At 43.7% G+C, this 24,232-nt stretch carries 26 protein-coding genes; 8 read left to right on the top strand and 18 right to left on the bottom strand.

Annotated elements, in window-relative coordinates:
* Position 1 precedes the first annotated feature (1 nt).
* Genes C4B60_RS09975 through C4B60_RS21610 form a run of 3 tightly spaced genes read right to left on the bottom strand, consistent with a single transcriptional unit; the run spans position 2 to position 1,476 of the window.
* Positions 2-721 carry an FAD-dependent oxidoreductase gene (locus tag C4B60_RS09975; protein ID WP_104057842.1) on the bottom strand — a complete coding sequence of 240 codons (720 nt, stop codon included), beginning with the start codon at positions 719-721 and terminating at the stop codon, positions 2-4.
* A gap of 38 nt (positions 722-759) precedes the next feature.
* Positions 760-1,149: an SRPBCC family protein gene (locus C4B60_RS21605; protein ID WP_104057843.1), complete on the bottom strand. Its 390-nt coding sequence runs from the start codon at positions 1,147-1,149 to the stop codon at positions 760-762.
* A gap of 3 nt (positions 1,150-1,152) precedes the next feature.
* Positions 1,153-1,476, bottom strand: a complete 324-nt coding sequence (locus C4B60_RS21610) for an ArsR/SmtB family transcription factor (protein ID WP_104057844.1) — start codon at positions 1,474-1,476, stop codon at positions 1,153-1,155.
* Positions 1,477-1,700: 224 nt separating this feature from the next.
* Between C4B60_RS21610 and C4B60_RS09990 the strand changes: the two genes are divergently transcribed.
* The 7 genes from C4B60_RS09990 to C4B60_RS10020 all read left to right on the top strand — a co-directional run bounded on the left by C4B60_RS09990 (position 1,701) and on the right by C4B60_RS10020 (position 6,497).
* Complete coding sequence (locus C4B60_RS09990; protein ID WP_104057845.1) at positions 1,701-2,426, top strand: hypothetical protein; 726 nt, start codon at positions 1,701-1,703, stop codon at positions 2,424-2,426.
* Between the two features lie 11 nt (positions 2,427-2,437).
* Positions 2,438-2,824, top strand: coding sequence for a GntR family transcriptional regulator (locus C4B60_RS09995; RefSeq protein ID WP_104057846.1), 387 nt, complete (start codon positions 2,438-2,440; stop codon positions 2,822-2,824).
* Complete coding sequence (locus C4B60_RS10000) at positions 2,824-3,696, top strand: ATP-binding cassette domain-containing protein (protein ID WP_104057847.1); 873 nt, start codon at positions 2,824-2,826, stop codon at positions 3,694-3,696. Before C4B60_RS09995 ends, C4B60_RS10000 begins: the two co-directional genes overlap by 1 nt.
* Complete coding sequence (locus tag C4B60_RS10005) at positions 3,689-4,624, top strand: ABC transporter ATP-binding protein (RefSeq protein WP_104057848.1); 936 nt, start codon at positions 3,689-3,691, stop codon at positions 4,622-4,624. The genes C4B60_RS10000 and C4B60_RS10005 overlap by 8 nt, the downstream gene beginning before the upstream one ends.
* Positions 4,617-5,855 (top strand): ABC transporter permease, encoded by a 1,239-nt coding sequence (locus C4B60_RS10010; RefSeq protein ID WP_104057849.1) that lies wholly within the window; start codon positions 4,617-4,619, stop codon positions 5,853-5,855. Before C4B60_RS10005 ends, C4B60_RS10010 begins: the two co-directional genes overlap by 8 nt.
* A 160-nt stretch (positions 5,856-6,015) precedes the next feature.
* Positions 6,016-6,255: a hypothetical protein gene (locus C4B60_RS10015; RefSeq protein ID WP_104057850.1), complete on the top strand. Its 240-nt coding sequence runs from the start codon at positions 6,016-6,018 to the stop codon at positions 6,253-6,255.
* A gap of 26 nt (positions 6,256-6,281) precedes the next feature.
* Positions 6,282-6,497 (top strand): hypothetical protein, encoded by a 216-nt coding sequence (locus C4B60_RS10020; protein WP_104057851.1) that lies wholly within the window; start codon positions 6,282-6,284, stop codon positions 6,495-6,497.
* A gap of 134 nt (positions 6,498-6,631) precedes the next feature.
* Here C4B60_RS10020 and C4B60_RS10025 read toward each other — a convergent pair whose 3' ends face one another.
* Together C4B60_RS10025 and C4B60_RS10030 are read right to left on the bottom strand one after the other, a co-directional pair.
* Complete coding sequence (locus tag C4B60_RS10025) at positions 6,632-7,630, bottom strand: bile acid:sodium symporter family protein (RefSeq protein WP_104057852.1); 999 nt, start codon at positions 7,628-7,630, stop codon at positions 6,632-6,634.
* Positions 7,608-9,017, bottom strand: a complete 1,410-nt coding sequence (locus C4B60_RS10030) for an FAD-binding oxidoreductase (protein ID WP_104057853.1) — start codon at positions 9,015-9,017, stop codon at positions 7,608-7,610. The genes C4B60_RS10025 and C4B60_RS10030 overlap by 23 nt, the downstream gene beginning before the upstream one ends.
* A gap of 98 nt (positions 9,018-9,115) precedes the next feature.
* Between C4B60_RS10030 and C4B60_RS10035 the strand changes: the two genes are divergently transcribed.
* Positions 9,116-9,805, top strand: a complete 690-nt coding sequence (locus C4B60_RS10035) for a FadR/GntR family transcriptional regulator (RefSeq protein ID WP_104057854.1) — start codon at positions 9,116-9,118, stop codon at positions 9,803-9,805.
* Positions 9,806-9,906: 101 nt separating this feature from the next.
* Here C4B60_RS10035 and C4B60_RS10040 read toward each other — a convergent pair whose 3' ends face one another.
* From C4B60_RS10040 to sigW, 13 genes are all read right to left on the bottom strand, one after another.
* Positions 9,907-10,341, bottom strand: coding sequence for an N-acetyltransferase (locus C4B60_RS10040; protein WP_104057855.1), 435 nt, complete (start codon positions 10,339-10,341; stop codon positions 9,907-9,909).
* Positions 10,342-10,394: 53 nt separating this feature from the next.
* The gene (locus tag C4B60_RS10045) at positions 10,395-10,928 is read right to left on the bottom strand and encodes a GNAT family N-acetyltransferase (protein WP_104057856.1); all 534 of its coding nucleotides are present in this window, start codon (positions 10,926-10,928) and stop codon (positions 10,395-10,397) included.
* Positions 10,929-10,945: 17 nt separating this feature from the next.
* A complete protein-coding gene (gene sigJ / locus C4B60_RS10050; protein ID WP_245153927.1) occupies positions 10,946-11,797 on the bottom strand; it encodes an RNA polymerase sigma factor SigJ in 852 nt (283 codons plus the stop codon).
* A 32-nt stretch (positions 11,798-11,829) separates the two neighbouring features.
* On the bottom strand, positions 11,830-13,083 hold the full coding sequence (locus C4B60_RS10055; RefSeq protein WP_104057858.1) for a phytoene desaturase family protein: 1,254 nt from the start codon (positions 13,081-13,083) through the stop codon (positions 11,830-11,832).
* A gap of 417 nt (positions 13,084-13,500) precedes the next feature.
* Positions 13,501-14,700 (bottom strand): MFS transporter, encoded by a 1,200-nt coding sequence (locus tag C4B60_RS10060; RefSeq protein ID WP_104057859.1) that lies wholly within the window; start codon positions 14,698-14,700, stop codon positions 13,501-13,503.
* Between the two features lie 196 nt (positions 14,701-14,896).
* Positions 14,897-15,913 carry a DUF4179 domain-containing protein gene (locus C4B60_RS10065; protein WP_167578625.1) on the bottom strand — a complete coding sequence of 339 codons (1,017 nt, stop codon included), beginning with the start codon at positions 15,911-15,913 and terminating at the stop codon, positions 14,897-14,899.
* 1 nt (position 15,914) lies between these two features.
* Positions 15,915-16,448 carry an RNA polymerase sigma factor gene (locus C4B60_RS10070; protein WP_104057861.1) on the bottom strand — a complete coding sequence of 178 codons (534 nt, stop codon included), beginning with the start codon at positions 16,446-16,448 and terminating at the stop codon, positions 15,915-15,917.
* Between the two features lie 165 nt (positions 16,449-16,613).
* On the bottom strand, positions 16,614-18,416 hold the full coding sequence (gene glmS, locus C4B60_RS10075; RefSeq protein ID WP_104057862.1) for a glutamine--fructose-6-phosphate transaminase (isomerizing): 1,803 nt from the start codon (positions 18,414-18,416) through the stop codon (positions 16,614-16,616).
* Positions 18,417-18,900: 484 nt separating this feature from the next.
* Complete coding sequence (glmM, locus tag C4B60_RS10080) at positions 18,901-20,250, bottom strand: phosphoglucosamine mutase (protein ID WP_104057863.1); 1,350 nt, start codon at positions 20,248-20,250, stop codon at positions 18,901-18,903.
* A gap of 52 nt (positions 20,251-20,302) precedes the next feature.
* Positions 20,303-21,715 carry a CdaR family protein gene (locus C4B60_RS10085; RefSeq protein ID WP_104057864.1) on the bottom strand — a complete coding sequence of 471 codons (1,413 nt, stop codon included), beginning with the start codon at positions 21,713-21,715 and terminating at the stop codon, positions 20,303-20,305.
* On the bottom strand, positions 21,657-22,496 hold the full coding sequence (gene cdaA / locus C4B60_RS10090) for a diadenylate cyclase CdaA (protein WP_104057865.1): 840 nt from the start codon (positions 22,494-22,496) through the stop codon (positions 21,657-21,659). Before cdaA ends, C4B60_RS10085 begins: the two co-directional genes overlap by 59 nt.
* Before the next feature lie 396 nt (positions 22,497-22,892).
* On the bottom strand, positions 22,893-23,504 hold the full coding sequence (locus C4B60_RS10095; protein WP_104057917.1) for a zf-HC2 domain-containing protein: 612 nt from the start codon (positions 23,502-23,504) through the stop codon (positions 22,893-22,895).
* 35 nt (positions 23,505-23,539) lie between these two features.
* Complete coding sequence (sigW, locus tag C4B60_RS10100; RefSeq protein WP_104057866.1) at positions 23,540-24,103, bottom strand: RNA polymerase sigma factor SigW; 564 nt, start codon at positions 24,101-24,103, stop codon at positions 23,540-23,542.
* Positions 24,104-24,232 lie beyond the last annotated feature (129 nt).

The following is a 24,232-nucleotide window of genomic DNA, read 5'->3' on the forward strand; positions in this document are numbered from 1 at the left end:
GTCAGATTTGTTTTCCATAGCCATAAAAGGCGTCTTTTTTAATATTTCCTCTTGATATATTCTTATTTTTCAAATCAGCTGTAATGGAATCTACCATCGATTTTGGTCCGGCAATAAAATAATTGCTGGTATTGAGATGCAGGTCAGCATACTTATTTATTTTCTCGTTGAGGGCATCTCTTGATTCAAGATACAGTACGTTTATAGGAAAATTAGCAGCCAATGCATCAAGCTCCTCTTTAAATACATAGGATTTTTCGCTATCCATATAAAGAAGTTCAATCTGCCTGTCAGCTAACGTTCCATCTGCCTCCATCTGTTTTAAAATCGATCGAAAAGGCGTAATGCCAATTCCTCCGGCAACCAGCAGCGCAGGAAGGTTATCGGTTACATAAAAAGAGCCTACCGGACCAGCTATTTTCAGCTTCATCCCTGGCTTTAATTCAAGCAGCGCTTTCTTAAATTCACTGGGATTTTCACCAATGCGGCTAGTAATTCTGACAACATTCTCTGAAGGTGCTGATGCTACAGTGAAAGGACGGGTGTTATCTTTTATTTTCTTGTGTGTAATCGTAAACAAGCCATGCTGACCCGCCTCCCAGGTCATGTCCTCCTCTTTTTCAAACAGAAAGGTATACACATCGTCTGATTCTTTATATTGTTCAACCAGTGGCAGTTCCCTCTTTTTAAATATCGCTACTGCATCCTTTAAAAAACTCATTTCCTAACCCCCTTTTTACTATTTTCTAAACAGCTGCATTACTTTTCCTTTAACACTTTTTTAAGCTCTTCTGCCATGGCAGTCCAGCCATACTTCGCCCCGTTGTAAGCAAAATCGGTTTGTTCAAATCCGGTATGCTCCAGGTGCAAATGAGTCATTTCGCCTTCTTGTGTCAACGTCCAGGTAACGATCGTATCGATCGGTCCGCCAATCCAGGTATAAGACAGCTTATTGGGTTCATCTACGATCAGCACTTCGCTATCAACGACAAGGTCGATAGCCTCATTTCTGAATTGACATTTGTATCCTACAACTGGCTTAAAATTATTTTTCATCACCCATTTTGCAAGTGTTTCTGAATTCGTTAAGGCTGCCCAGACCTTTTGTATAGGACTTTTAAATTGAAAATCTAAGGATAAATCCGCCATCGTTTATTCCTCCTCCAGTATATTTTTAAGTAGCATCGCTCTTTCCTTCCAGAACTCCTCATAAAAGGACAGCCAATCTTTCACTTCCTGTAATGGAGCAGGGTTCAGCCGATATCTCGTCTCCCTGCCTTCCTTACGATTCTTGACTAAGTCTGCCTCCTTTAAAATGGTCAAATGCTTCGCAACAGCTGTACGCCCCATTTGAAATTGCTCCGTCAGTTCATGAAGAGGCAGTTCTTCTGCATCTGCCAGTATCCGTATTAATTTACGTCTTGTCGGATCTGCAATCGCTACAAAAACATCACGTTTTTGCCCGGTTTGAATCATAGCTATCTCTCCTTTAAAATAAGACACCATTTTTAGTGTCTTAATTATATGACACTGATTGGTGTCTGGTCAATTGTTATTTACAGTGTGCTATATTTTTCGAAATTGATATCGATTCATTTTTAAAAATTCCAAAAAACTCCTTGTATTATGCTTTTTTATATTTTATAGTGTGTATATAGACATACACACTATAACACTTAAGAATGAAAGGAATGATAACGATGGAGACTCTGCGCAAAGCGTTTTGGCTGGCCAGGTTTGAATTCAATGTTTCAAAAATACATTATCTCATCTTGATTCCTATGATTGGTATTTATGCTGTTTTTTTTAATCTGACGATGGATACTTACCTTGAAGACAACCTCTTCCTGGTTGACATTTTATTAATCGTTTACCTTTATACCATCTCCTTTATGGGTAAGCCGAAGGGCCTGCAGTATCAAAAAATGGACGCCAGCTTTTATGCCTCTCCTTACTTCACGATGCTGAATCAGCTCCCAATTAAACATAAGGTTCTTGCTGCAAGCCGTTTTTTCTCACCATATTTTGCTGTTTTCTTAGGTATGGTACTCGTACTGATTTCAACCTATATTTTATCTACTGAACTCCGTGAGGCCATTGCCCCGCTGCCGTTTATATCCCTGATTTTCATCTGGCTCTGCATCAGTTTTTCTTTAGGGGGCCAATTTCCCGCCAGTGAACCGGGTCATCAAATCAAACGGTTTACACTCTTTTGGTCGTACGTGATTATATTTCTCTTTTTCATTCTGTTGTACCTGATTTTTCAACTGTGGCTTGGTATAGGATTATTTAATTGGACGATTACTCTCGCTAATGAATACCCGATTCTTTCCATCATCGTCTCTATTCTGGGAAGCGGCCTTATGATGTTTTACTGGTTCCGCTACTCTTTAAAACAAATTCAAAAAAATGACTACTTACAGTAAGGAGGGCTGATATGAATCTTCCAATTCGGCTTTCCAAATCATCCAGGGAACCGATCTATCATCAGATTGAAAATCAAATTAAAGCCTTGATTGCCAGCGGACAATTATCAACAGGAGATCCCCTTCCCTCTATTAGACTTTTAGCAAAAGAACTGGAAATCAGTTCAATTACGATTAGACGAGCTTATCAAAACCTTGAGTTCGGCGGGTTTATTCAGACTTCTCAGGGAAAAGGAACATTTGTCGCGGAGGTGGACGCTGATATGAAAACAACGATGGCCAATCAGGCAGTTGAAGAATCCATACGTAAAGCCATCTCAACAGCAAGACAGCATGAATTATCAGATATAGAAATCATCCATTTGGTCGAAGCACTGCTTAAAAAGGAGGAAAACTAATGACTTTACCATTAACAATCAGAAACGTTGAAAAATCGATTGACGATTTTAAGCTAAAGATAAATGAGCTTTCCTTTGAGGAGGGAACGATTACGGCAGTGATTGGGACAAATGGAGCCGGTAAAAGTACCTTTTTCAAAATGATGATGAATCTTGTAAAGCAGGACAGCGGAGACATTGACGTCTTTGGGAAGTCAGTCAATGGAGAGGATGAAAGCTGGAAGCAGCTCGTTGCCTACCAGGCTCAAACTTTGATTGGCTGCGATCCTTTTACAGGAGAACAGCTTCGAAAGCTCATGGCGGAGTTGTACCCTTCCTGGGACGAACAGCTCTTCAGACGATTTTGCGAAAAACTTAGAATTCCGTTAAACAAAAAGGTTCATAAGCTGTCGCCGGGTGTTAGAACGAAGCTTAATTTAGCGCTGAACATTGGCAAAAACACCTCTCTTTTAATACTCGATGAGCCGACGGCTGCAATGGACATTCCTTCAAGAAACGATTTTCTGCAGTTTTTACTTGAACTTATGGAAAGTGGCGATAAAACGATTTTAATCGCTTCCCACCAGGCGGATGACATAAAAAAACTGGCTGACTATCTTGTATTCATTCAAAACGGTGAGGTCACAAAAATGCTTGAAAAAGATTCGCTTATCTTCTCCTACCGTCTTTTCTGGCTAAAGGAAGAGCCGCCAGTGAGCCGGATCCCGGGAGAAATCAAGCGTACCTATAAAAAAGTAATTTTATCAAACCAGCCTGACAAGACGCTGGATTATCTAACCACGCACAATCTGGCTATTGCCGATGAACAAATTCCTACACTTGAAGATATTATTCATGAAGTATTAATGGAAGGAGAGATGATCAATGTCTGATACCGTTCTTACCGTTCAAGGCTTGCAAAAGTCATTTAAAAATCAACAGGTTCTTCACGATGTTTCATTTACTGTGAAAAAAGGTGAAATCACCGCCCTCCTTGGTCCAAATGGTGCCGGTAAATCGACTACGATCAGAAGTATTATGGGCATTTTATATCCTGATCAAGGAGCCATTCATTTTACCGGTGAAAAAGAAGGACAGATTCCCAAGCATAAAATCGGCTACTTGCCGGAGGAACGCGGCCTGTATAAAAACGTAAAGATTATGGATATTCTTCTTTATTTTGCCGAGCTTAAGGACTATCCGCTGAAAAAAGCGAAGGAACGCGCCCTGTCTTATTTAAAAAAGTTCGGACTTGAAGGCAAGGATAAGGTATCCATCGAGGAGCTTTCAAAAGGGATGGGGCAAAAAGTTCAGTTTATCGCTTCGATCATTCATGAGCCGGAGCTGCTGATTTTAGATGAACCGTTCTCAGGACTTGATCCTGTAAGCCAGGAGGTTTTCAAAGAGGAAATCCGCCTGCTTGCCAAAAATGGCACAGCGATCCTCCTCTCTGCCCACCAAATGAATTTAGTTGAGGAAATGGCAGACCGCCTGATTATGCTTCATAAAGGCAAGGAAGTGATCAGCGGAACAATGGATGAAGTGAAAAAGCGGTACGCGAGCTTTAAATGTACCATCAATGGACAAAACGACAAGCAGCAGCTTCTGTCCATTCCCGGTGTGACACGCGTTGAACAGCGGGAGCATATTTCTGTGCTTTTCCTAAACCAGGACTTGAATCCGACAGAGTGGATCCGCAGTCTGCCTTCAACTATTCATATTGAGGAATTCAGGCTGGACCGCATTTCGCTTCATGAGATTTTTATCGATGTTGCTTCAGATCGAACACTGTCAGCAGAGGAGGAAAAAAGTTATGCGTAACAGCTTAAAGGTTGCCCGTTGGGAATTTAAGCGGAATATAAAAAATAAATCGTTCATTATTTCACTGTTTTTAACCCCTGTCCTGTTTATCCTTTTTGCTACCCTGCCGTCATTGTTATCCGGCTCAGGAAGCGAAGAAGAACCGGTTACTGTTTCTGTAGCAGATTCCTCCGGCGTATGGGAGGAGCAGGTTGAGCCCTATATCGCCCAAATGGAGCTGGATTGGGACGTGACAGTTGCAGCCACCTCCCCTGAAGAATGGCAAAGCAGCCTTGAAGAAGACGAAAGTGCTGCGTTGATCGTCCTGGATGAAGCGGCGGTTCGTGATGGGCAAGTCACCTATTATACAAGCGAGGAAACGCCAAATTCATTCAATAATGATATCCAGCTTTTAGCACAGCCTCTACAGCAGATCAGCCTGCAAAATGCGGGGTTAACGGAAGAACAGATGGCTGTCGCTTCAAGTGGAATTCAATTTAACGCTGAGGAATTATCCACTCAGGGGTCTGCAGAATCAGGTACTGGACAAGAAAGCAGTACAGGACTCGAGGGCATTATCCCTGGTGCCTTTGCCGGGCTGATTTTATTCTCTATTGTGATGACCGGCATGATGATCTTTCAGAGCGCCTCTCAGGAAAAGAAGGAGAAGGTTTCAGAAATCATTCTCTCCTCCCTTACGCCAAGTGACCTCATGCAGGGAAAAATCATCGGCTACTTTTGGCTTGGCATGCTTCAGGTCGGTTTATGGCTGGTGTTCGCATTACCATTTGCCATCTGGCGGTTTAATGAGTTTCCGATTATGGAGTATTTACTCGTTCCGGAGCTGATTCTGTTAATTGTCATTGCTCTGATCGGCTACCTGCTATTTGCAGCATTGTTTGTCGGACTCGGTGCAACGGTAGAAGATATAAGCTCAACAAGCAATTTCCAGGGCATGATCATGATGCTGCCATTTACCCCATTCATTCTGATCGGACCGATTCTATCCGATCCAAGCGGCCTCGCAGCGCAAGTCGGCACCTTTATTCCATTTACCGCCCCTGCTGTTCTCATCATGAGGCTATCAATGCTTGAGGAATGGCCGTGGATTGAAATCAGCATCGCCATTGCCGTTCTATTAATCTCTGTTTGGCTCGTGATGAAGCTTGCAGGAAAGATTTTTGAAGTCGGGATTCTCTTATATGGCAAAAATGCTTCTTTTGGTGAAATTGTGAAATGGGTACGGTCTTAAATGAATGAGAGATTGGGTGCATGTTCTTGTAAAAAGAATGTGTATCCGGTCTCTTTTTTTATTGAATTCCAATTAATATTTGAATAAAATGGAAGGAATATAAATTTTTGTAACGAATAAGTAATCAGCAGCGCAAAAAATTATAGTAGGAGTTGGTGCCGTGTATAAGAGTTTAATCGGAGTGATTATGCTATTAATATCCGCCGTTCTCTATGGGGCAAAATATATTGCTGCTGTATCAGGCGGTGTGGAGCACACACAATGGAGCACCGAGGAATTTGCGCTGCAATTGTCATTTGTTCCTGTGCCGATGTCTGTTTTCATTTATTTATCTGCACTCATAGGGGTTTTGTACTTTATTTGGGGCAGTTGGGATTTATGGAAAGATAGTCAAAAATAATAGCCTTTTAAAAGGAGGTAAATCCGATGATGCTTATCATTCTCATTATTTGTTCATTCGGTATTTTATTTTTATTTACATCAAATATAAAATCAATGAACTTAACGAGCCGGTTGCTGGCAAAAGGCTGGGAGGATGTAAGCAAGGAGGAGTCCAAATTTCTTCGCTGCTCCTACTGCCAAACGATCATTACCCGTGGGGATACCACACCTTACTGTTCTAAATGCAGGAAGTTTTTATAGCAGTTTCACTGAAATAAAAAAGAGTTGAGACAAATGCGTGTCTCAACTCCTTATACCGGTTCACTGCGCTTCAGATGGACGCTTTCATCAAGCGGATCTCAAGCTCCCGCGGTAGTCGCCATCTTCCGCTCCACTCACCTCACACTTTTACGCCTTGCCTCTGGCAGTACATCATATTCACGGTCCTCGTTTTGATCATTTTCCACAGCACTTGCTTTCTTTGACCAAATGGTGGCAAGTAAAGGACCTGAGATATTGTGCCAGATGGCTCCCCACACACTTGGAAGAGCAGCAAACGGACTGAAGTGAGCTGTCGCAAGGGCAACGCCGAGACCGGAATTTTGCATCCCGACCTCCAGGGAAATGGCACGTCGGTCGTCCTCTTTCAGGCCTAGTGCCATCGCAATAAAATACCCAAGCAGCAGGCCGAAGCCATTATGCAGGAAAACAGCTGCAAAAACAATCCAGCCGGCTGTGATGACATTTGGTCCATTTGCTCCTGTTACAACCCCTACGATAATCAAAATGGCTGCAACAGAGATGAGCGGTATGACCGGCAGACTTGATTCCACAGCTTTAGGAGCAATCCGCTGGATCACAAAACCGAGTACGATTGGAAGAATGATTACCTGCAGGATTGATGTGAACATGGCAACAGCATCTACCGGCATCCACTGTCCCACTAATAGCAGCAGCAATAATGGTGTGGCAATCGGCGCAAGAAGTGTTGATAAGCTTGTCATCGCAACAGAGAGTGCGAGATTTCCCTTTGCCAAATAAACCATTACATTAGAGGCTGTCCCTCCTGGAACGGAGCCTAAGAGAACGAGTCCGGCTGCCAGCTCAGGTGGAAGATTAAGAATGAGTGCAATGACAAAGGCCCCAAGAGGCATGACAATAAATTGAGCCGCTACACCAAGTACAACAGGAATAGGACGTTTTGCAACCACTTTAAAATCCACAGGCTTTAACGTCAGCCCCATGCCAAACATCACAATCCCAAGAAGAATAGTGATGTAGCTTCCGAATGGAGAAAAGATGCCTGGTACAAAAAATGCGAGCAGAGCAGCGGCAATGACCCAAACAGCAAAATATTTTCCCGCAAATGTACTAATTCTTACTAACAGATTCATCAACAGCATCCCCTTTGGCAGGTAATAGTTTTCCCGGATTTAAAATTCCCTGAGGGTCAAGAACAGACTTGATTTGCTGCATAACGCCAAGCGCTGCACCAAATTCCCGCTGCATATATTTTTGCTTCCCGTACCCGACTCCGTGTTCCCCGGTTGAGGTGCCATTTCGCTCAAGACCATAGGCGACAAGACTTTCATTAAAGATATTCGCCCGCACCTTCTCTTCTGAATCCGACAGGTCAATCATCAGAATCACGTGGAAATTCCCGTCCCCCACATGACCGGTCACCCCTCCAATCAGGTTCAGCTCAAGAAGTTTTTCCTGCGCGTGACGTACTGCCCCTGCCAGTTCGGATATCGGCACGCACACATCGGTAACCATCATCTTGCGCCCCGGAAAGCCGTGAATGAACGAATAGGCCAGGTTATGCCGCGCTTCCCATAAGCGGGTGCGCTCTGCGTGATTGGAAACAAATTCAATGGCTTCGCAGTCGTACATCGCGACGATCTCTTTCATAAATTCGACATCCTGTGCAAGACCGTCTTCATTTCCGTGGAACTCCATAAACAGCGTAGGAATTTCAGGATAATCGGTTTTCTGATGATGATTTAGCTGTTTTAAGGAAATCTCATCTAATAGTTCGACCCGGGCAATTGGAATTCCTGACTGCAGCAGGCTGACCACTGCCTGTACCGCATTTTCCACCGATTTAAATGTCGCCCGGCCGGCCATTTCAAATTCCGGGATGCCATACACCTTAAGGGTTAATTCTGTAATGCACCCGAGGATCCCTTCTGAACCAACGAATAAACCATTCAAGTGCAGGCCTGCTGAGGATTTTGCGGCTCTTGAGCCTGTATGAATCACTTCCCCGCTTGCAAGAACGACTTCAAGGTCACGAACCTGATCCCGCATCACACCGTACCTTACGGAGGTTGTGCCGCTCGCATTCGTTGCTGCCATTCCACCGAGCGTCGCGTCCGCTCCCGGGTCAACTGAAAAAAACAAACCGTGCTTTTTCAGCTCCCGGTTTAATTGACTGCGTGTGACACCCGGCTGAACGGTCACCATTAGATCGTCCGGAGAGACGTCGAGCACGGCGTTCATCTCTATAAAATCAATGGTGGCACATTCTTTTAATGGGACCACATGACCTTCAAGGCTTGTCCCAAGGCCAAACGGCACAACCGGAACGGCATGCCTGGAAGCAGCTTTTAAAATTTGGGCGGTATCCTCCGTGGAACGAGGAAAGACGACCACTTGAGTAAGCCCGCCTTTATGATAGGACTCGTCTATTGAGTGCTGTTCACGAATAGTCTCATTTTCTGAGATCTGGTCTTTTTCTAAAAACTGATGTAAACTCTCTACAAATGCTGAAACTGACATATAGTATGTACCTCCTGAAAATAATTGGTCCAACCAATTTAGATTCATTATACGTAATAGTCTGAATTTTTCAAGAATAAATTTGGAAAGGGGCTGTTATGTCAACCTTGGAAACGATACCAAAATATAAACAAGCAGTCGAACAAATTTCACAGGTTTATTTGAATGGCACTCGTTCGATTGGTGATAAGCTTCCACCGGAGCGTGAGCTTGCAAAGCGGCTGGGCGTCAGTCGCACTGGTGTCAGGGAAGCGTTGCATTATTTAAGAGAAGCGGGCGTCATTCATTCAAGGCAAGGCGGAGGCCATTATTTACGCGTCTCAAGGCTTGAGGACGCAAAAGGCAATCAGACGGTGCTGCAGCTTAAGACTGATCCCTCACTCACCGCCGAAATGCTTGAGGTACGAAGGGCAATTGAATGTGAAGCGGTTTATTTAGCCGCTATGCGTGCAAATAAAGCCGATCTTGATACACTCTTCGGTTATTTAGAGGCGATGAAGCATACGTTGACTGAAGAGCAGGGCGCGAAGGCAGATGCCGGATTTCATTTAACCATCGTCCACGCCTCAAAAAACGGCATGCTGAACCAGGCGGCTGAAGGGCTGATTTCACAAATGGAAAAGAATATCGAAACTACACGCCGGCAGCGTTTTGTTACCGATGCCTCCCGCTATCAGACTACTTATCTTGAGCACGAAGCCATTTTTCAAGCCGTCAAAGGAAACCGTGCGGATGAAGCAAAGCAGCTGATGCTTGAGCATTTGAACCGGGCGTATGAGGAGATTTAACATTCATCATAAAGTGCAGACTCATTTTATTTTGATAAAAAAAAGACCGTTCAGCATCTCCTGCTTTGCTGAACGATCTTTTAGAATATGAATTCAACCTGTTACGCTTTTTTGCGGCTCCACTCCATAAAATATTCCTTCTCACCGGTTGGCTCATCAAATAATTCTGTTTTAACTTCAAATCCGTTTTTCTCATAAAATCTTAATCCTGAAAGGTTTTCCTTATACACCTTCAATTGAAGGATGTCTTTTTGTTCCTTCACAAAATCCACTAGCTTTTTCCCCGTTCCCTTGTTTTGATGTCCTGCATCAATAAAAAGGGCTGCTATATAATGATCGACCACCGAGATAAAACCGATGATCTTTTCTTCACTCGTCATGACATAGGTTTCTGCCATCGGTATGTATTTCTCTTTCATTTGCACGATCTGAGAAGACCAATAAGCAGGATCAATAAAATCATGCGCCTGTATTGATCCTCTGTACCAAATATCCACTATGACATCAACGTCTGTCCCTTTTGCTTTTCTAATCATGCTGCTCCTCTTTTCAAGTTGCATTAATTCGTCATGATCTGATTCCTTCGTCCTTACTCTAAGAAAGCCTCTGAATACTGAACAATCCCCTCAACATTTTCAAGAGCACCTTCCATTAATTCAATTGCCATAAATGCTTCATCCGGCACTTCAAATGGAGGTTTAATATTCCATAAACGGGCTGGTTTAAAGCCGAACTTTGGATAATAGCTTTCGTGCCCCAGAACAATTACTGATTGAAAGCCAGCCTCTTTTGCCTTTAGCAGCGCAGCATTAATTAACTGACTTCCAATTCCCTTTTTCTGATACTCCGGTAGAACAGACACCGGGGCAAGTGCTAATGAATCCGACTTTTGATCCTGGCCTTCTATCGCGATTTTCGATAAAAGAATATGACCTATGATATTATCAGCTTGATCTAAAGCAACCAGGGAAAGCTCAGGAATAAAAGCCTCCGAAGTTCTAATTCGATTGACGAGCAAATGCTCTTTCTTGTCGCTGTACTCCTCATATAAGAAGGCTTCTCTAATAACTTCTTCAGTCGCTTTGTAGTGCTCAGCTTGTTCCTGCTTAATTTGGATGTCCATTTATTATCTCCTGTTCTTTAAATATGCCTTAACTTATCAGGATTCGCCACTGCATATATTTTTTCAACTTTTCCATCTCTAAAGGCAAATGAATACACAAATTGCCTATCAATCGACTCGTCAAACTGTATTCGTATCCCCGGCAGGCCGTTCACTGTATGAAAGGAGTAGGAGAATTGCCCTTCATACATACGAAGCAGATTTTGATTAAGCCGCATGACTGCTTGAAAGCCCACAACAGGTATTCCGGCCACGCGAACTTTGCCTCCTCCGTCTGTGTAAAGAATGACTTCTTCACTAACAAGCTCCAGCAGTTTTTCCGTATCTTCATCCATTAAATGCTTTACAAAGCTTTTTATATGATTCTCCCCAACAGCTACTGAAGGTATTTCCTCCGAATCAGTTAAAATACTTTTTTTAGCACGATGATAAATTTGTCTGCAGTTTTCCTGACTTTTCTCTACGTTATCAGCAATTTCATCATAGGAGTAGTTAAAAACTTCTCTCAATATAAATACTGCCCGTTCAACAGCATTTAGCTTTTGCAGTAATAACAGGTATGCAGTCGAAATGGTTTCCCTCTGCAAATATAATGCAGAGGGATCCTTTTGATCATTCTTCTCTACCAATGGTTCAGGCAGCCAGGTGCCCTTATACGTTTCACGCTGTTTAGAAGATGATCTTAAAAGATCGATGCAGCGGTTTGTCACCATTTTATATAAATATGCTCTTTCGTTTTGAATCGATTCTTTACGAGGCAGTTGATCAAATTTTATAAACGCTTCCTGGACAATATCCTCAGCATCCATCACACTGCCAAGCATACGGTAAGCCAAAGAAAAAAGCTCTTTTTGATAAAGCTTAAACATCCCCTCAGTATTCATTTAAAACAGCACCTTTTTTATTTTTGTAGTAGCTGTGCAGCAGCTCTTTTGGCACTGGCTGTTGCAGCGTCAACTAAGAGTTCACCATGAGATGCCCATTCTCCTGCTACATACAGACCTTTAATCTCAGGAACAGATGGACCAGGATTCTCCTTTCGATTCATATGCATAAAGTCATGACACACGGTGATCTGGGATAAAAATTGTTTGGCCTCCAGTTCTTTTCGCCAGCCTGGCTGCAAAAAATCCAATACTTCTTCAAGCTCCTGTAAATCCTGTTTTGAATTACCCTTAGTCTCATAGTTGATTAGCGAGATTACCTGCGACCCATCTTCACTTAGATAAGCAGCACGCGATTGATTTGATAAAAACACCGGCTGATCTAATCCGTACACGAACTGATTGTTTGGATCCGGCAGCCGCTTCAACGCCACATCCAGACAAGCAGCCGTCACCTTCACCGATTGATCCTTCCACCGCTGCAAGGAGGTGTCTTTTACGCCTTGGACCATTTCACATGCTCGATCAATGGGAATCGCCAGTACAATATTTTCCGCATTCAGCCGCGTGCCATCTTTACACTCGATCCCCTGAACCACACCATTTAAACGATCGACATTGATTACCGTCGTGTGTGTAAGGAATTCTACTTCTTGCTTTAAAGCATGACTGTGCAGCTCTTCAATTAAGGCACCCCAGCCGCGATCAAGATACCATACACCCTTTAAGACACTCTGAATCTGCCGCAGAGCAGGTCCAGCCGCTTGCAGATCCGGAGAGCTCACATACGTCGCCGTCCTGATTATTGCATAAAAAATAGTCCTTACCATGGCATCCTTCACATTACCTTCCATCCATTCCTGAAGGCTTATCCTGTTATAAGGCTTTGTATCAAGCTTTTTAAACTTAACAAGCCAGGAGGCAAGCTCCATTTTCCCCTTAAAGGATAATAAAGGTGTTTTTAGTAACGAAGTGAATCCCGTCGGAAGAGTTTTTAACGTATTTTTCCATATCCCATAAGCTTTTAAAGATGGTTGGCCCCCTTTAAGGGATAGTCCAAGCTCCTTAAATGTATCGTATGCATCACCATAATAAAGAGCATGCCCGCCCAGATTAAAGTAAATAGTCTCTTTCTTATTTGTAACAGCATTTCCGCCTAAACGGCACTGCTTCTCCACCACAATCGTTTTCTTCCCTGCTTGTGCAGCATAAATGGCGGTTACCAGTCCGGAAATCCCCCCGCCGACTACTATGACATCATATTTCTTCATCTCCCACGTCCCCTTTCCTTATTCACCTGTATGACGGGGAGGGAGAGTATTTTGTGACAAAACCATTATTTAAAATAAAGACAAATACCTCGTTGAAAAATATTTTGAGTGGAGACTGATTTATGAACTGGCTAGTTAAGGAGCGGGAATATTCTTTAATTCGTAAAAAAGTTTAGGAGATAATAATTTTTTTAAAAACATGAGGTGAACGGAGCGGAAGGTGGCGACTCCTGCGGGAGGAAGCGGGAGCTTGAGATCCACTTGCGAAGCAAGTTAGCTCAAGCCCCGCCCCGCGGAAAGCGTCCGCCTGAAGCGCAGTGAACCGGACGAAGGAGGGATCCGCCATATATTTTTTTCAGCCTCTACACGTTGAATTTCCGCTATAAGTTCCTTGATTTCAGTTCTTGAGTAGGGATGTTAAACAACGGCCTCTTCTTTCTGCTTCCACAGCCGCTTCATCACCACATTTAACCTTTCCGAACTCAGAGCCATGACAGCTACAAATAGGAACGTTACAATCGGAAACAGTCCGATCGTTGTTTGAGCAGCAATCACACCAAATAGCGGCGGAAGAAATGTGCTTCCAGTGTAGGCAACAGCCATTTGATAGCCCATGATCGTCTGCGAATGCTCCTTCCCAAAACGGGCAGGCGTTTCATGCAGCATAGAGGGGAAAATCGGCGCAAGACCGAGCCCTATTAGCACAAAACCAGCCAATGAAAAATACATAGGCAGCGGCAGGACAAGAAGTAAGGCACCTGCTAGTGCAAGTGCTTGTCCTGAACGGATCAAGATAAGATTCCTTATTTTAAAAGTCAAAAACCCTGTTATGAATCTCCCCGCGGTGATCCCTGCGAAGTAAAAGGATACCCATTGTGCGGCGGTGGCTGCTTTTAAGCCTTTCATGTTTACAAGAAAGCTGCTTCCCCAAAGTCCAACCAGTGCTTCCACTCCACAATAGAAAAAGAACGCAATAAGCGCAAGCCTGACTCCTTTAATTTTAAGCGGCTTAACAGAAGCCGTTTGTTTTTCTGCTTTTGGCACTTCTGTTTGTGCAAAAGGCTTTGATTTTACCTTCCCCCATAATGGGAGTGTGATAAATAGAATCAGCATAAGGCCAAACTGAATGCATGCGATTGTCAGGTACCCGCTTCTCCATGCCGGCTCTCCTGCGATAAACTGCGCCATAATAACCGGTCCGAGAGTGGCTCCAACTCCCCAGAAGGAATGCAGCCAGCTCATATGATGTGCATGATAATGGGTTGCCACATAATCATTTAAACCGGCATCAATAGCTCCTGCACCGAGCCCAAGCGGCACAGCGCAGAAAAATAGCCAGCCTAGCGATGGTGCAAAGAAAAAACCGGTAAGGGCAGCTGCTGTAAGGAACGTACTGAATGCAGCAACTTTACCTGTCCCAAACCTTTTCAGGACTTTACCACTGAGCAGACTCGAAACAATCGTACCGCCGGCAATCGACATAAAAAGCAAGCCGGCCGTTTCAATCGGCGCTCCCAAATCCCTCTGCATAACCGGCCAAGCTGCCCCAAGCACCGAATCCGGAAGACCAAGACTTATAAAAGCGAGATAAATAATGATTAGAAGCAACATTGCCATAAAAATGCCTCCTGATGAATGAACAGATCGTATAATTTCAAGTATATTACTCTTTTTAGCATAATCGGAAGGCTTATTGTTAGCTAGTTAAATTTCTTTTACTGAGGTACTTCTTTCAAATAAAAAACCTCCGACTCTTTTACGAAGTGGAGGCTCTAGCGTTATTTTTTCAAGGGTCCCAAAGTCTAAACTGTCCTCAATTTTTCACTAATTCCACTTCACCAATCCCCTCTATCATCAGCATCAGTTTTTTGGAATCACTAAAGGAAGTGATTGGGAAGTTTGCTGAGATAATGGTTTGATTATTTTTGGTTTTCTTAGTAAAGCCATTTGTCTCATATTCATTCCCTTTATCGTCGAGGATTTTCATCTCTGCAAATGTATTTTCATCCTCGTAGATTCCTCCCACTGCAAACGACACATTTAATGAGGTTGGATTTGCTGTGGCGTTGGATACCTGTATGACAGAGGACTCATTCTGCATAGTGAAAGTAGCAGTCCTATTTGATTTTTCTTTATTATGAACTGAGAGATTCCAGGTGCCATCAATTTTTACCAATTCTCCTGTGTTGGAGAACACGTTGATACTCTCTATTTCAATGACGGCATTTTTTAATGGAGGAATCGCGCCTTCATTTGATTCAGCTACTACATCGTATTGAACTCTCCCTGTCTTTGAATCCAACCAAGGATTTTGATGGGTAGAGCCGGATATATAGCTGGCATCGCCCTTTAACGGTTTTGTATCTGGAATAAATTCATCAATGTATTCACCATCACCATTTTTCAATCGATAGTCCATAGAAACGTCCGCTGTATTGAGTAACATAGAGGGATCTTCAAATTCCATTTGGAAGCTTAGCCCCAATTTATTCGCATCCGAAAAATGACTTTCAAGCGTAATGTTAATGCCCTGATCTGTAGCCCAACTGTCGCTGTCCTGTATAAATCCATTAACTGCGGCCTGCTCGATACCCTTATCTCCAAAATTAATAAATTTATTGATACCAGCCATTACCGTGTCATTGGATACTGCAAACCCGATTATTAAAAAAGTGCTGGCAGCAGCTGCTATTAGGCCCGTTCGATTCACACTTCTTTTTCTCTTTCTTTTTTGATTGCGAATCGAATCATATGTCTCATCCAGTGTTTGTCTGACAGTAAGGGGAATCACTTCTTGCTTGTTTAGTGTATTCTTTAGTTTTTTATCCACATTATTGAACATACCCCATCGTCCCTTCTTCTTTTAAATGATTGCTTTTTAAGATTGATTTGGCTCTTGATAACCTGGATTTGATCGTGCCTTCAGGCTCTTTTAAACACTCAGCGATTTCTTTTGTATTCATGCCAACTATGTAATATAAGACAATAGCCGTTTTGTAATCCGGATTTAGCGCATTAAGCTCATCTTGGAATTCCATTTTTACGTTTAAAGCAGCTGTATGTCCCTGCACTTTCTCTGCGTCCAGCTCCTCAAAAGTATTCTTGTTTTTATTGAGTATGCTGTTACATTTATTGATCAAGATTTTGCAAATCCATGTATTGAAATAAGCAGGGTTTCTTAGACTGTCCAATTTTTCAAAAGCAGACAGGATCGCATCCTGCATGGCATCAGCCACATCTTCGTCATTGCGCAATAAATTTTTCGCAACCTTATACAGCACCTGCTCATATTGTTTTATCAACTCAATAAAGGCTTCATTGTCACCTTTTTTCGCCTTTTTCACTAAGGCGTTTACGTTTGCCATTTCTTTCCCTCCGATCAATCCAGTTTTACTTTTTCTATGGCTCTTTCACTCAATTAGATAGAGAAGTATTTTAAATAGTTGCGTTGGTTTGAAAAAAATATTAATAGCCAATACAAAAAAAGACTCAACCCTAAAATAGGATTGAGTCTTTCTTTACATTTATACTTACTCCACCGTCACACTCTTCGCAAGGTTACGTGGCTTATCAACATCACAGTCTCTGTGAAGGGCTGCGTAATAAGCGATTAGCTGAGTAGGTACGACAGATACAAGCGGGCTTAGAAGCTCGTGTACGTGAGGGATCACGTAGCTGTCGCCTTCTTCTTCAAGGCCTTTCATTGCGATCGTGCAAGTGTGTGCGCCGCGGGCTGCTACTTCTTTTACGTTTCCGCGGATGCTTAGGTTTACGTTTTCCTGTGTTGTAACAGCGAAGACAGGTGTACCTTCTTCGATTAGCGCGATGGTACCGTGCTTAAGCTCTCCGCCGGCGAAGCCTTCTGCCTGGATGTAAGAGATTTCTTTAAGCTTTAGTGCTGCTTCCTGTACAACATGGTAATCCATTGAACGGCCGATGAAGAATGCATTGCGTGTCACACTTAGGAAGTCACGTGCGATCTGCTCGAATGCTTCTTTATCATCAGTTAGAGCTTCCATTGCTGTTGCAACGATTCCAAGCTCCTGGATCAGGTCAAATTTCATTTCAAAGCCTTTTGCTTTTCCTGCTACTTCAGCAAGGATAGACAGCACAGCGATTTGAGCTGTATAGGCTTTTGTTGATGCTACAGCAATTTCAGGTCCTGCATGCAATAGCAAAGTATGGCTTGCTTCACGTGACAGGGTTGAACCTGCTACGTTAGTTAGGGTTAACGTTGGGTGTCCAAGCTCTTTCACGCGTACGAGTACGGCGCGGCTGTCCGCTGTTTCACCACTTTGAGAGATAAAGATGAATAATGGTTTTTCAGACAGAAGCGGTGTGTTGTAGACGAATTCACTCGCTACATGCACTTCTGTTGGGATTTTAGCTGTTTTCTCAAGGAATTCTTTTCCTACTAGTCCTGCATGATAGCTTGTTCCGCAGGCTACGATGTAAATGCGGTCTGCAGCGTTTACTGCATCAAGCACACCTTGTTCGATTGACAGCTCACCAGCATCATTTTGGTACGCCTGGATGATTTTACGCATAACAAGCGGCTGCTCATCGATTTCTTTTAGCATATAGTGAGGATATGTTCCTTTTTCAATGTCGCTTGCATCAAGCTCAGCTGTGTATGGTGCACGAGTCATTGTTTCGCCGTCAAGGTTTTTAATGATAACCTCATCCTGCTTAACAATAACCATTTCTTTGTCCATCAGCTCAACATACTGATCCGTTACCTGAAGCATTGCCATTGCATCAGATGCAACAACGTTAAAGTCTTCTCCAAGTCCTACAAGCAGTGGGCTTTTATTTTTTGCAACAAAGATTGTGTCGTTTTGCTCGTTATCTAAAAGTGCAATCGCATAAGAGCCTTTAAGCTCTTTTAATGCTTTTTGGAATGCTTCTTCAGTTGATAGACCCTGGTTTACAAAGGTCTCGATTAGTTGAACAATGACTTCAGTGTCTGTTTCGCTTTTAAGCTCAACAGAAGCAAGGTGTTCACGCTTAAGCTGGGAGTAGTTTTCGATTACTCCGTTGTGTACAAGGGTGAAACGCTCCGTTGTGCTTTGATGCGGGTGAGCATTTACGTGGCTTGGTGCACCATGCGTTGCCCAGCGCGTGTGGCCAATTCCGGTTGTGCCTTCCACGCTTGAGTCGACGACTGAACGAAGATCTGCGATACGGCCTTTTTCTTTAAATACAGCGACGCCTTTTTCGTTTTTCACAGCAATACCTGCTGAGTCGTAGCCGCGGTATTCAAGTTTTTCAAGACCTTTAAGCAAAATTTCCTTCGAGTCATTTAATCCAATATATCCTACAATTCCACACATAATTCTTTTCCTCCTGTTGGATAAAGGAGGTCCAGAGGTCGTCAGGGGACGACTTGGCCCCCTTTATCTCTCAATTAGTTATTTTTTTGGTGCTGCATTCCCGCTCCTTTTGTCCATAAAGTCACCTTTATGATTTAAAGACCGGGCATACGACTGTGCAGCTTTTCAGTCGGGAGGCATCCGCCGAAAACTCGATGCTCCTCCTCCTCGTCAACTGCCTCTTTCGCTCGTGAGACAGTCCTGGCGCTTTTTATTGCTTTGTAACCTCACGCTCCACCTTTCTATAATTAGCTAAAGCCTTTTTGTATATACCCCATTATAGCAGGTTTACACATACTCCATCATACTCGATTGGGAATATTTTCGTCAATGCTAATACCAAATTAGGCACAAAAAGGATGATAACACATAAAATTATGACAATGGTTACAGCGGGATAACAATTTAAAACGGCACCGCAGCTTTGCGGTGCCGGATGTTATTTCTATGCTTTAATTCCCATTTCCTCTTCAACAACCTCTGCAATGCGGCTAACGTAAGCTTCGCATTGCTCAGCTGTTTGTGCTTCTGCCATGACGCGTACTAGCGGCTCTGTTCCGGAAGGGCGAACGAGGATCCGGCCGTTGCCGTTCATTTCGCTTTCCACATCCTGAATGACTGCCTTCACACGTTCATTTTCTGTTACGCCGTGTTTATCGCTCACACGGATATTAACAAGCTTTTGAGGGAAGATTTCCATTTCGCCTGCAAGCTCAGAAAGCTTTTTGCCAGTGAGCTTCATGATATTTACCAGCTGAAGACCCGATAACAAACCGTCTCCTGTGGTGTTGTAATCAAGGAAGATAATATGGCCTGACTGCTCGCCGCCCAGCGTGTAGTTTCCTTTTTTCATTTCTTCTACCACATACCGGTCGCCGACAGCGGTTTGAATGCTTGTAATGCCTTCTGCTTCAAGTCCTTTATAAAAGCCAAGATTACTCATGATGGTTGATACGAGCGTGTTTTGCTTCAGGCGAGCCTCTGATTTCAGATGCTTGGCACAGATGAACATAATCTGATCGCCATCAACGATTGTTCCGTTTTCATCAACTGCGATGATCCGGTCCCCGTCTCCGTCAAATGCAAGACCTACGTCTGCACCTTTCTCCTTAACAAATGCTGCAAGAGCTTCCGGGTGAGTAGAGCCTACACCCTCATTGATATTCAAACCGTTTGGCGAAGCACCCATTGTAGAGAGGTCTGCATCCAAATCGGCAAATAAATGAGTTGCAAGTGTAGAGGTTGCTCCGTGTGCGCAGTCTAGTGCGACATGCAGGCCTGAGAAATCTTCATCCGCTGTTTGCTTCAGGTACTGAAGATATTTCTGTCCGCCTTCAAAGTAATCCGTCACAATCCCAAGATCGCCGCCTACAGGACGTGGTGTTTCGTCTGTTTCTGCATCGATCAGCGCTTCAATTTCATTTTCCTGCTCATCTGTCAGCTTAAAGCCATCCGGACCAAAGAACTTAATGCCGTTATCAGGCACCGGATTGTGGGAAGCTGAGATCATAACGCCAGCCTGTGCTCCCATAGCTTTTGTTAAAAATGCCACTCCAGGTGTTGAAATTACGCCAAGGCGCATTACTTCTGCTCCAATAGAAAGAAGACCTGCTACAAGGGCTCCTTCAAGCATATGTCCTGAAATTCTTGTATCACGGCCGATTAATACCTTTGGCCTTGTGGTTTCTTTTGTCAGCACGTAGCCTCCAAAGCGTCCAAGCTTGAAAGCCAGTTCAGGCGTAAGCTCTGCATTCGCTACGCCACGAACGCCGTCTGTTCCAAAATATTTACCCATTTCCTTCATCGCTCCTTCTTATCTGTACACTATTCCTAAACCTTGTTTTTTCTTATGCTTCGGCCAGCTGAATGGTGACGCTTGCCTGAGACAATATATACGTCACTTCAGGCGGTCCATCTATTTGAACTTCAAGCTCATGTTCACCTTCATCAAGATTATCAGCTTCTACATAAAGGGAGATGTCTTCTTCTGAAATGTTTTCAACATCTTCCGGTTCTCCTGTTATTCGCAAGCTTAGCTCCCCGCCGGGCGGATTTTGAAAGGCTGCCCGCAGATCATCGCCTGTTCCTCTAATTTCAACAGGAAGAGCCGACAACGTCAGCTCCTGATCGGTATCTGTATTTTGTTCTTCATTTTCTGCTTGATCTGTTGGTTCTGCATTCTCTTCTTCCTCTTCATCCGGGGCTTGTGATTCCGGCTCCTCAACATCCTCCTGAGGATTAGCCGGTTCAGCTGAAGCTTCCTCGGTCTCTTCAAATGTCACAACTGCTGATACGGATGACTGCGAAAGCTCCTCGACCCCATCAGGAAGCGGAATTGGCACTTCAATCCTAGACCCGCTCTGGGTTACACCGGTTAAATCAAACGGTACTTCAATTTCACTGATCGCATCAATTGCGTCCTGTTGCCCGTAAACAGTTACAGTGTCACTTGCTAATGCCAGGTTCTCAACCACAAGTCCGTCCTCAAGTGTCCCGGTCTGGACCGGTACGAGTGAAACTTCCTTACTTGGCTGAAGAACACTGATGGATACATCCACTGTGGCGGGCTCAACTGAGACAGGAAGCTTGTCAAGGTCCCCATTGAGAACCTGTACAGACCCCTGAACCGTTTCTTCAGACTCAATCTCACTATCAAGGTTTACAAATACCCGTACGTGACGGATAGACTCGACAATCCCTTTTGCTCCTGTCACCGTTACAGTTTCAGGGTTTACCGTCAGTTCATCCAGCTCATAGCCGGCAGGGATAATATCGCTATTATATTCAGCATCAACGGAAAATTCTTCGGTTACGCGCTCATCTATGGTAACATTCGCGACCGGTTCAGACAATGTTACCCGGAGCTGAGGTGAAAACCCCTCATGCTGAATCGGTACTTCATGTGTGCCGATCTCAAGATCGCTCATATTAAGAAACACTCTGAAATCTCTGAGCGCATTGGTCGTTTGAACGATCTGAGTCGGGCCTTCTATCGTAATATTAACGGTGCTTGGCACTCCTGATACCACAAGCGATTCCTCATCATACATCGTATCAACAGGAACATTTTCAATCGTTTCCGCTGAGTTTTGCGGACTCGATGTATTTGTCGGCTGATCATCAGGACTGTTGACAGTCGCAAACATAAGCGAAGCCATTAACAGGGCAAAACCTCTTAAAAACCAGCGGCTTTCCAGAAATTTATCCATTGTTCTTTTTACCCCTCCAATTCCATCGCGTCGAGGCAGCAGATGTTTCATTTTCGCCAAACCATTCGCGGCGAAGAAGCTTACTGAATTCCTCTAGCTCCAGGTTGCGCTGAAGCTCGCCGTTTGCTGTGAAGGAAACTCCGCCTGTTTCCTCAGAAACGACGACAGTAATACTGTCTGTTACTTCACTTACGCCAAGCGCTGCACGGTGCCTTGTCCCAAGTTCCTTTGAAATAAAGGGACTTTCCGATAATGGAAGATAACAGGCAGCCGCTGCAATCCGGTTCTTTTGAATAATAACTGCCCCATCATGCAATGGTGTGTTTGGAATAAATAAATTAATTAACAGCTCTGATGTCAGGTGGGAATCCATTTGAATCCCGGTTTCAATATAATCACCCATACCGGTTTCTTTTTCAAAGGTAATCAAAGCGCCGATTCGTCGTTTAGCCATATAGCTGACTGATTTTGTGACAGCCTCCACTAAACGGTCGCGCTCTTCGTTTTCCTGCAGGTTTCCACGGGCAAACAGCTTGCCCCGCCCCAATTGTTCAAGTGCACGTCGCAATTCAGGCTGAAAAATAATAATAACGGCCAGAACCCCCCAGAGCATTACCTGCTCCATCATCCAGCCTAACGTATTAAAACCAAGGAGTTCACTGAGCCCCCGAACGATGACAATAACAAAAATTCCCTTTAAGAGCTGCACAGCCTTCGTCCCGCGAATCACAGTGATCAATTTGTATATCACGTACCAGACGAGTAAAATATCGACTGCGTTGATCACAAGATCCAGCACCGCTAAATCTGTGAATTGATCGGCAAACGGCATATGACTTCCTCCACTAATGTATTTACACCCCGTCTTAAAGGGGGATTCTATTTATTTTCTTTAAACCACATCATTATAACATACCTTATCATGCATTTCCGCTAACTTCATTATTCAGCTTAATCGATTAAATGTGCAGCCTGATAAATTAAAAAGGGGTTGAGACAAATGTATGTCTCAACCCCCTTTATCCGGTTTACTGCGCTTCAGGCGGATGCTTTCCGCGGGGCGGGGCCCTTCGCTAACTTGCTTACGCAAGTGGATCTCAAGCTCCCGCTTATCCCGCAGGAGTCGTCACCTTCCACTCCGTTCACCTCACGTTTTCTAAACGAATAATCATGAAATGTAGCCTTTTTTAGTTCACGTCATGTACAAAACTCTTTTCATTACTTACTATTATGGGGTTTCATCACTCTGGAAAAAGGCTCCCAGATCCTGAAACGCTTTTTTAATATTGTACCAGAGCCATTCAAATGCCTGGTCAATTTCTTCTATTTCTCCTGTAACAGAGCCTGCTCCTGCAAGATAGCTGTCTCCGTTAATCACGGTCACCTTTCCATTTACCTCTCCTTCAACCCGGAGATCTCCATTTCTTACGATGACATCGCCTTCAATTACCTCACCCTGCGGCACGACAACGGTTTTGTCTTCTACAATAACGGTTCCTTCATTTGTAAACGAAAACTCATCCGTACTGCTCCAGGTCGTTAAAAGGCTTACGCCCATTAACACCAAAAATATTGCCGCTGCTGCAAAAAATGGGTTGTTTTGAAGCCAGCGCTCAACCCCCGCCTTTTTCCTTTTTTCATTAGGCAGGCTGTTCATGACCTTTTGAGTAAAATTCTCAGGCGCCTGGATATGAGAAGAGCTTTGTACATACGCAATCGTGCGGTTTAATTCCTGAAAATGAGTTCTGCATGCCTCACAGGCTTGAAGATGCGTCTTTAATTTCTTTTCATCTTCAGCAGATAGCTCTTCATCTAAATATTCATGCATCAAGTGCACCATTTCCTCAGGACAAGTGGTCACAAAACTCACCCTCTCTACAATGTTCTTAATTGTTTTCGCAGTGCTTCACGCCCGCGGTGGATTCTCGTCTTGACCGTGCCAAGCGGTAAATCCAGTATCTCGCTGATTTCTTTTAGCGAGAGCTCTTCAATATATTTTAATACGATAACAGAACGATATTTATCGGGTAGTAATGAAATTTCTTTTTGAATTGATTCCTGTATCTCCATCGACTCCACTTCTTCCTCAGGCAGACGGCCGTCCGCCTGAATCTGGGAGTACATCGTCAACCCCTCCGTACCAGATACTTCAGCGTCCAAATAATAATCAGGCTTTTTCTTTCGTATACGGTCGATGCAGAGATTTGTTGCAATCCGATAAAGCCAGGTTGAAAATTTTCGGTCTACATCAAATTTATGAATATTGGTATACGCGCGTAGAAATGCCTCCTGCGCCATATCCTCTGCTTCGTGCCGATTGCCGAGCATTCGGTAGCATACATGGAATACTCTGTCTTTATACAATTCCACGATCTCGCCAAACGCCTGTTGATCACCTTTGAGCACTTGTTTAATTCTCTTTTTCACGATCAATTCCATTTCAGTACCTCCGCTCCATGCGGCTCTCCCCTGTTTACGTACAAGATGCGTAAAAGGTTTCACACATTTTATTTATAATTAATTTTATATGTAGGAAGTTTTCGACGTATGTGTCGCATAGCATTTACT

This window comes from Jeotgalibacillus proteolyticus (assembly GCF_002926065.1).
Lineage (GTDB): Bacteria > Bacillota > Bacilli > Bacillales > Jeotgalibacillaceae > Jeotgalibacillus > Jeotgalibacillus proteolyticus.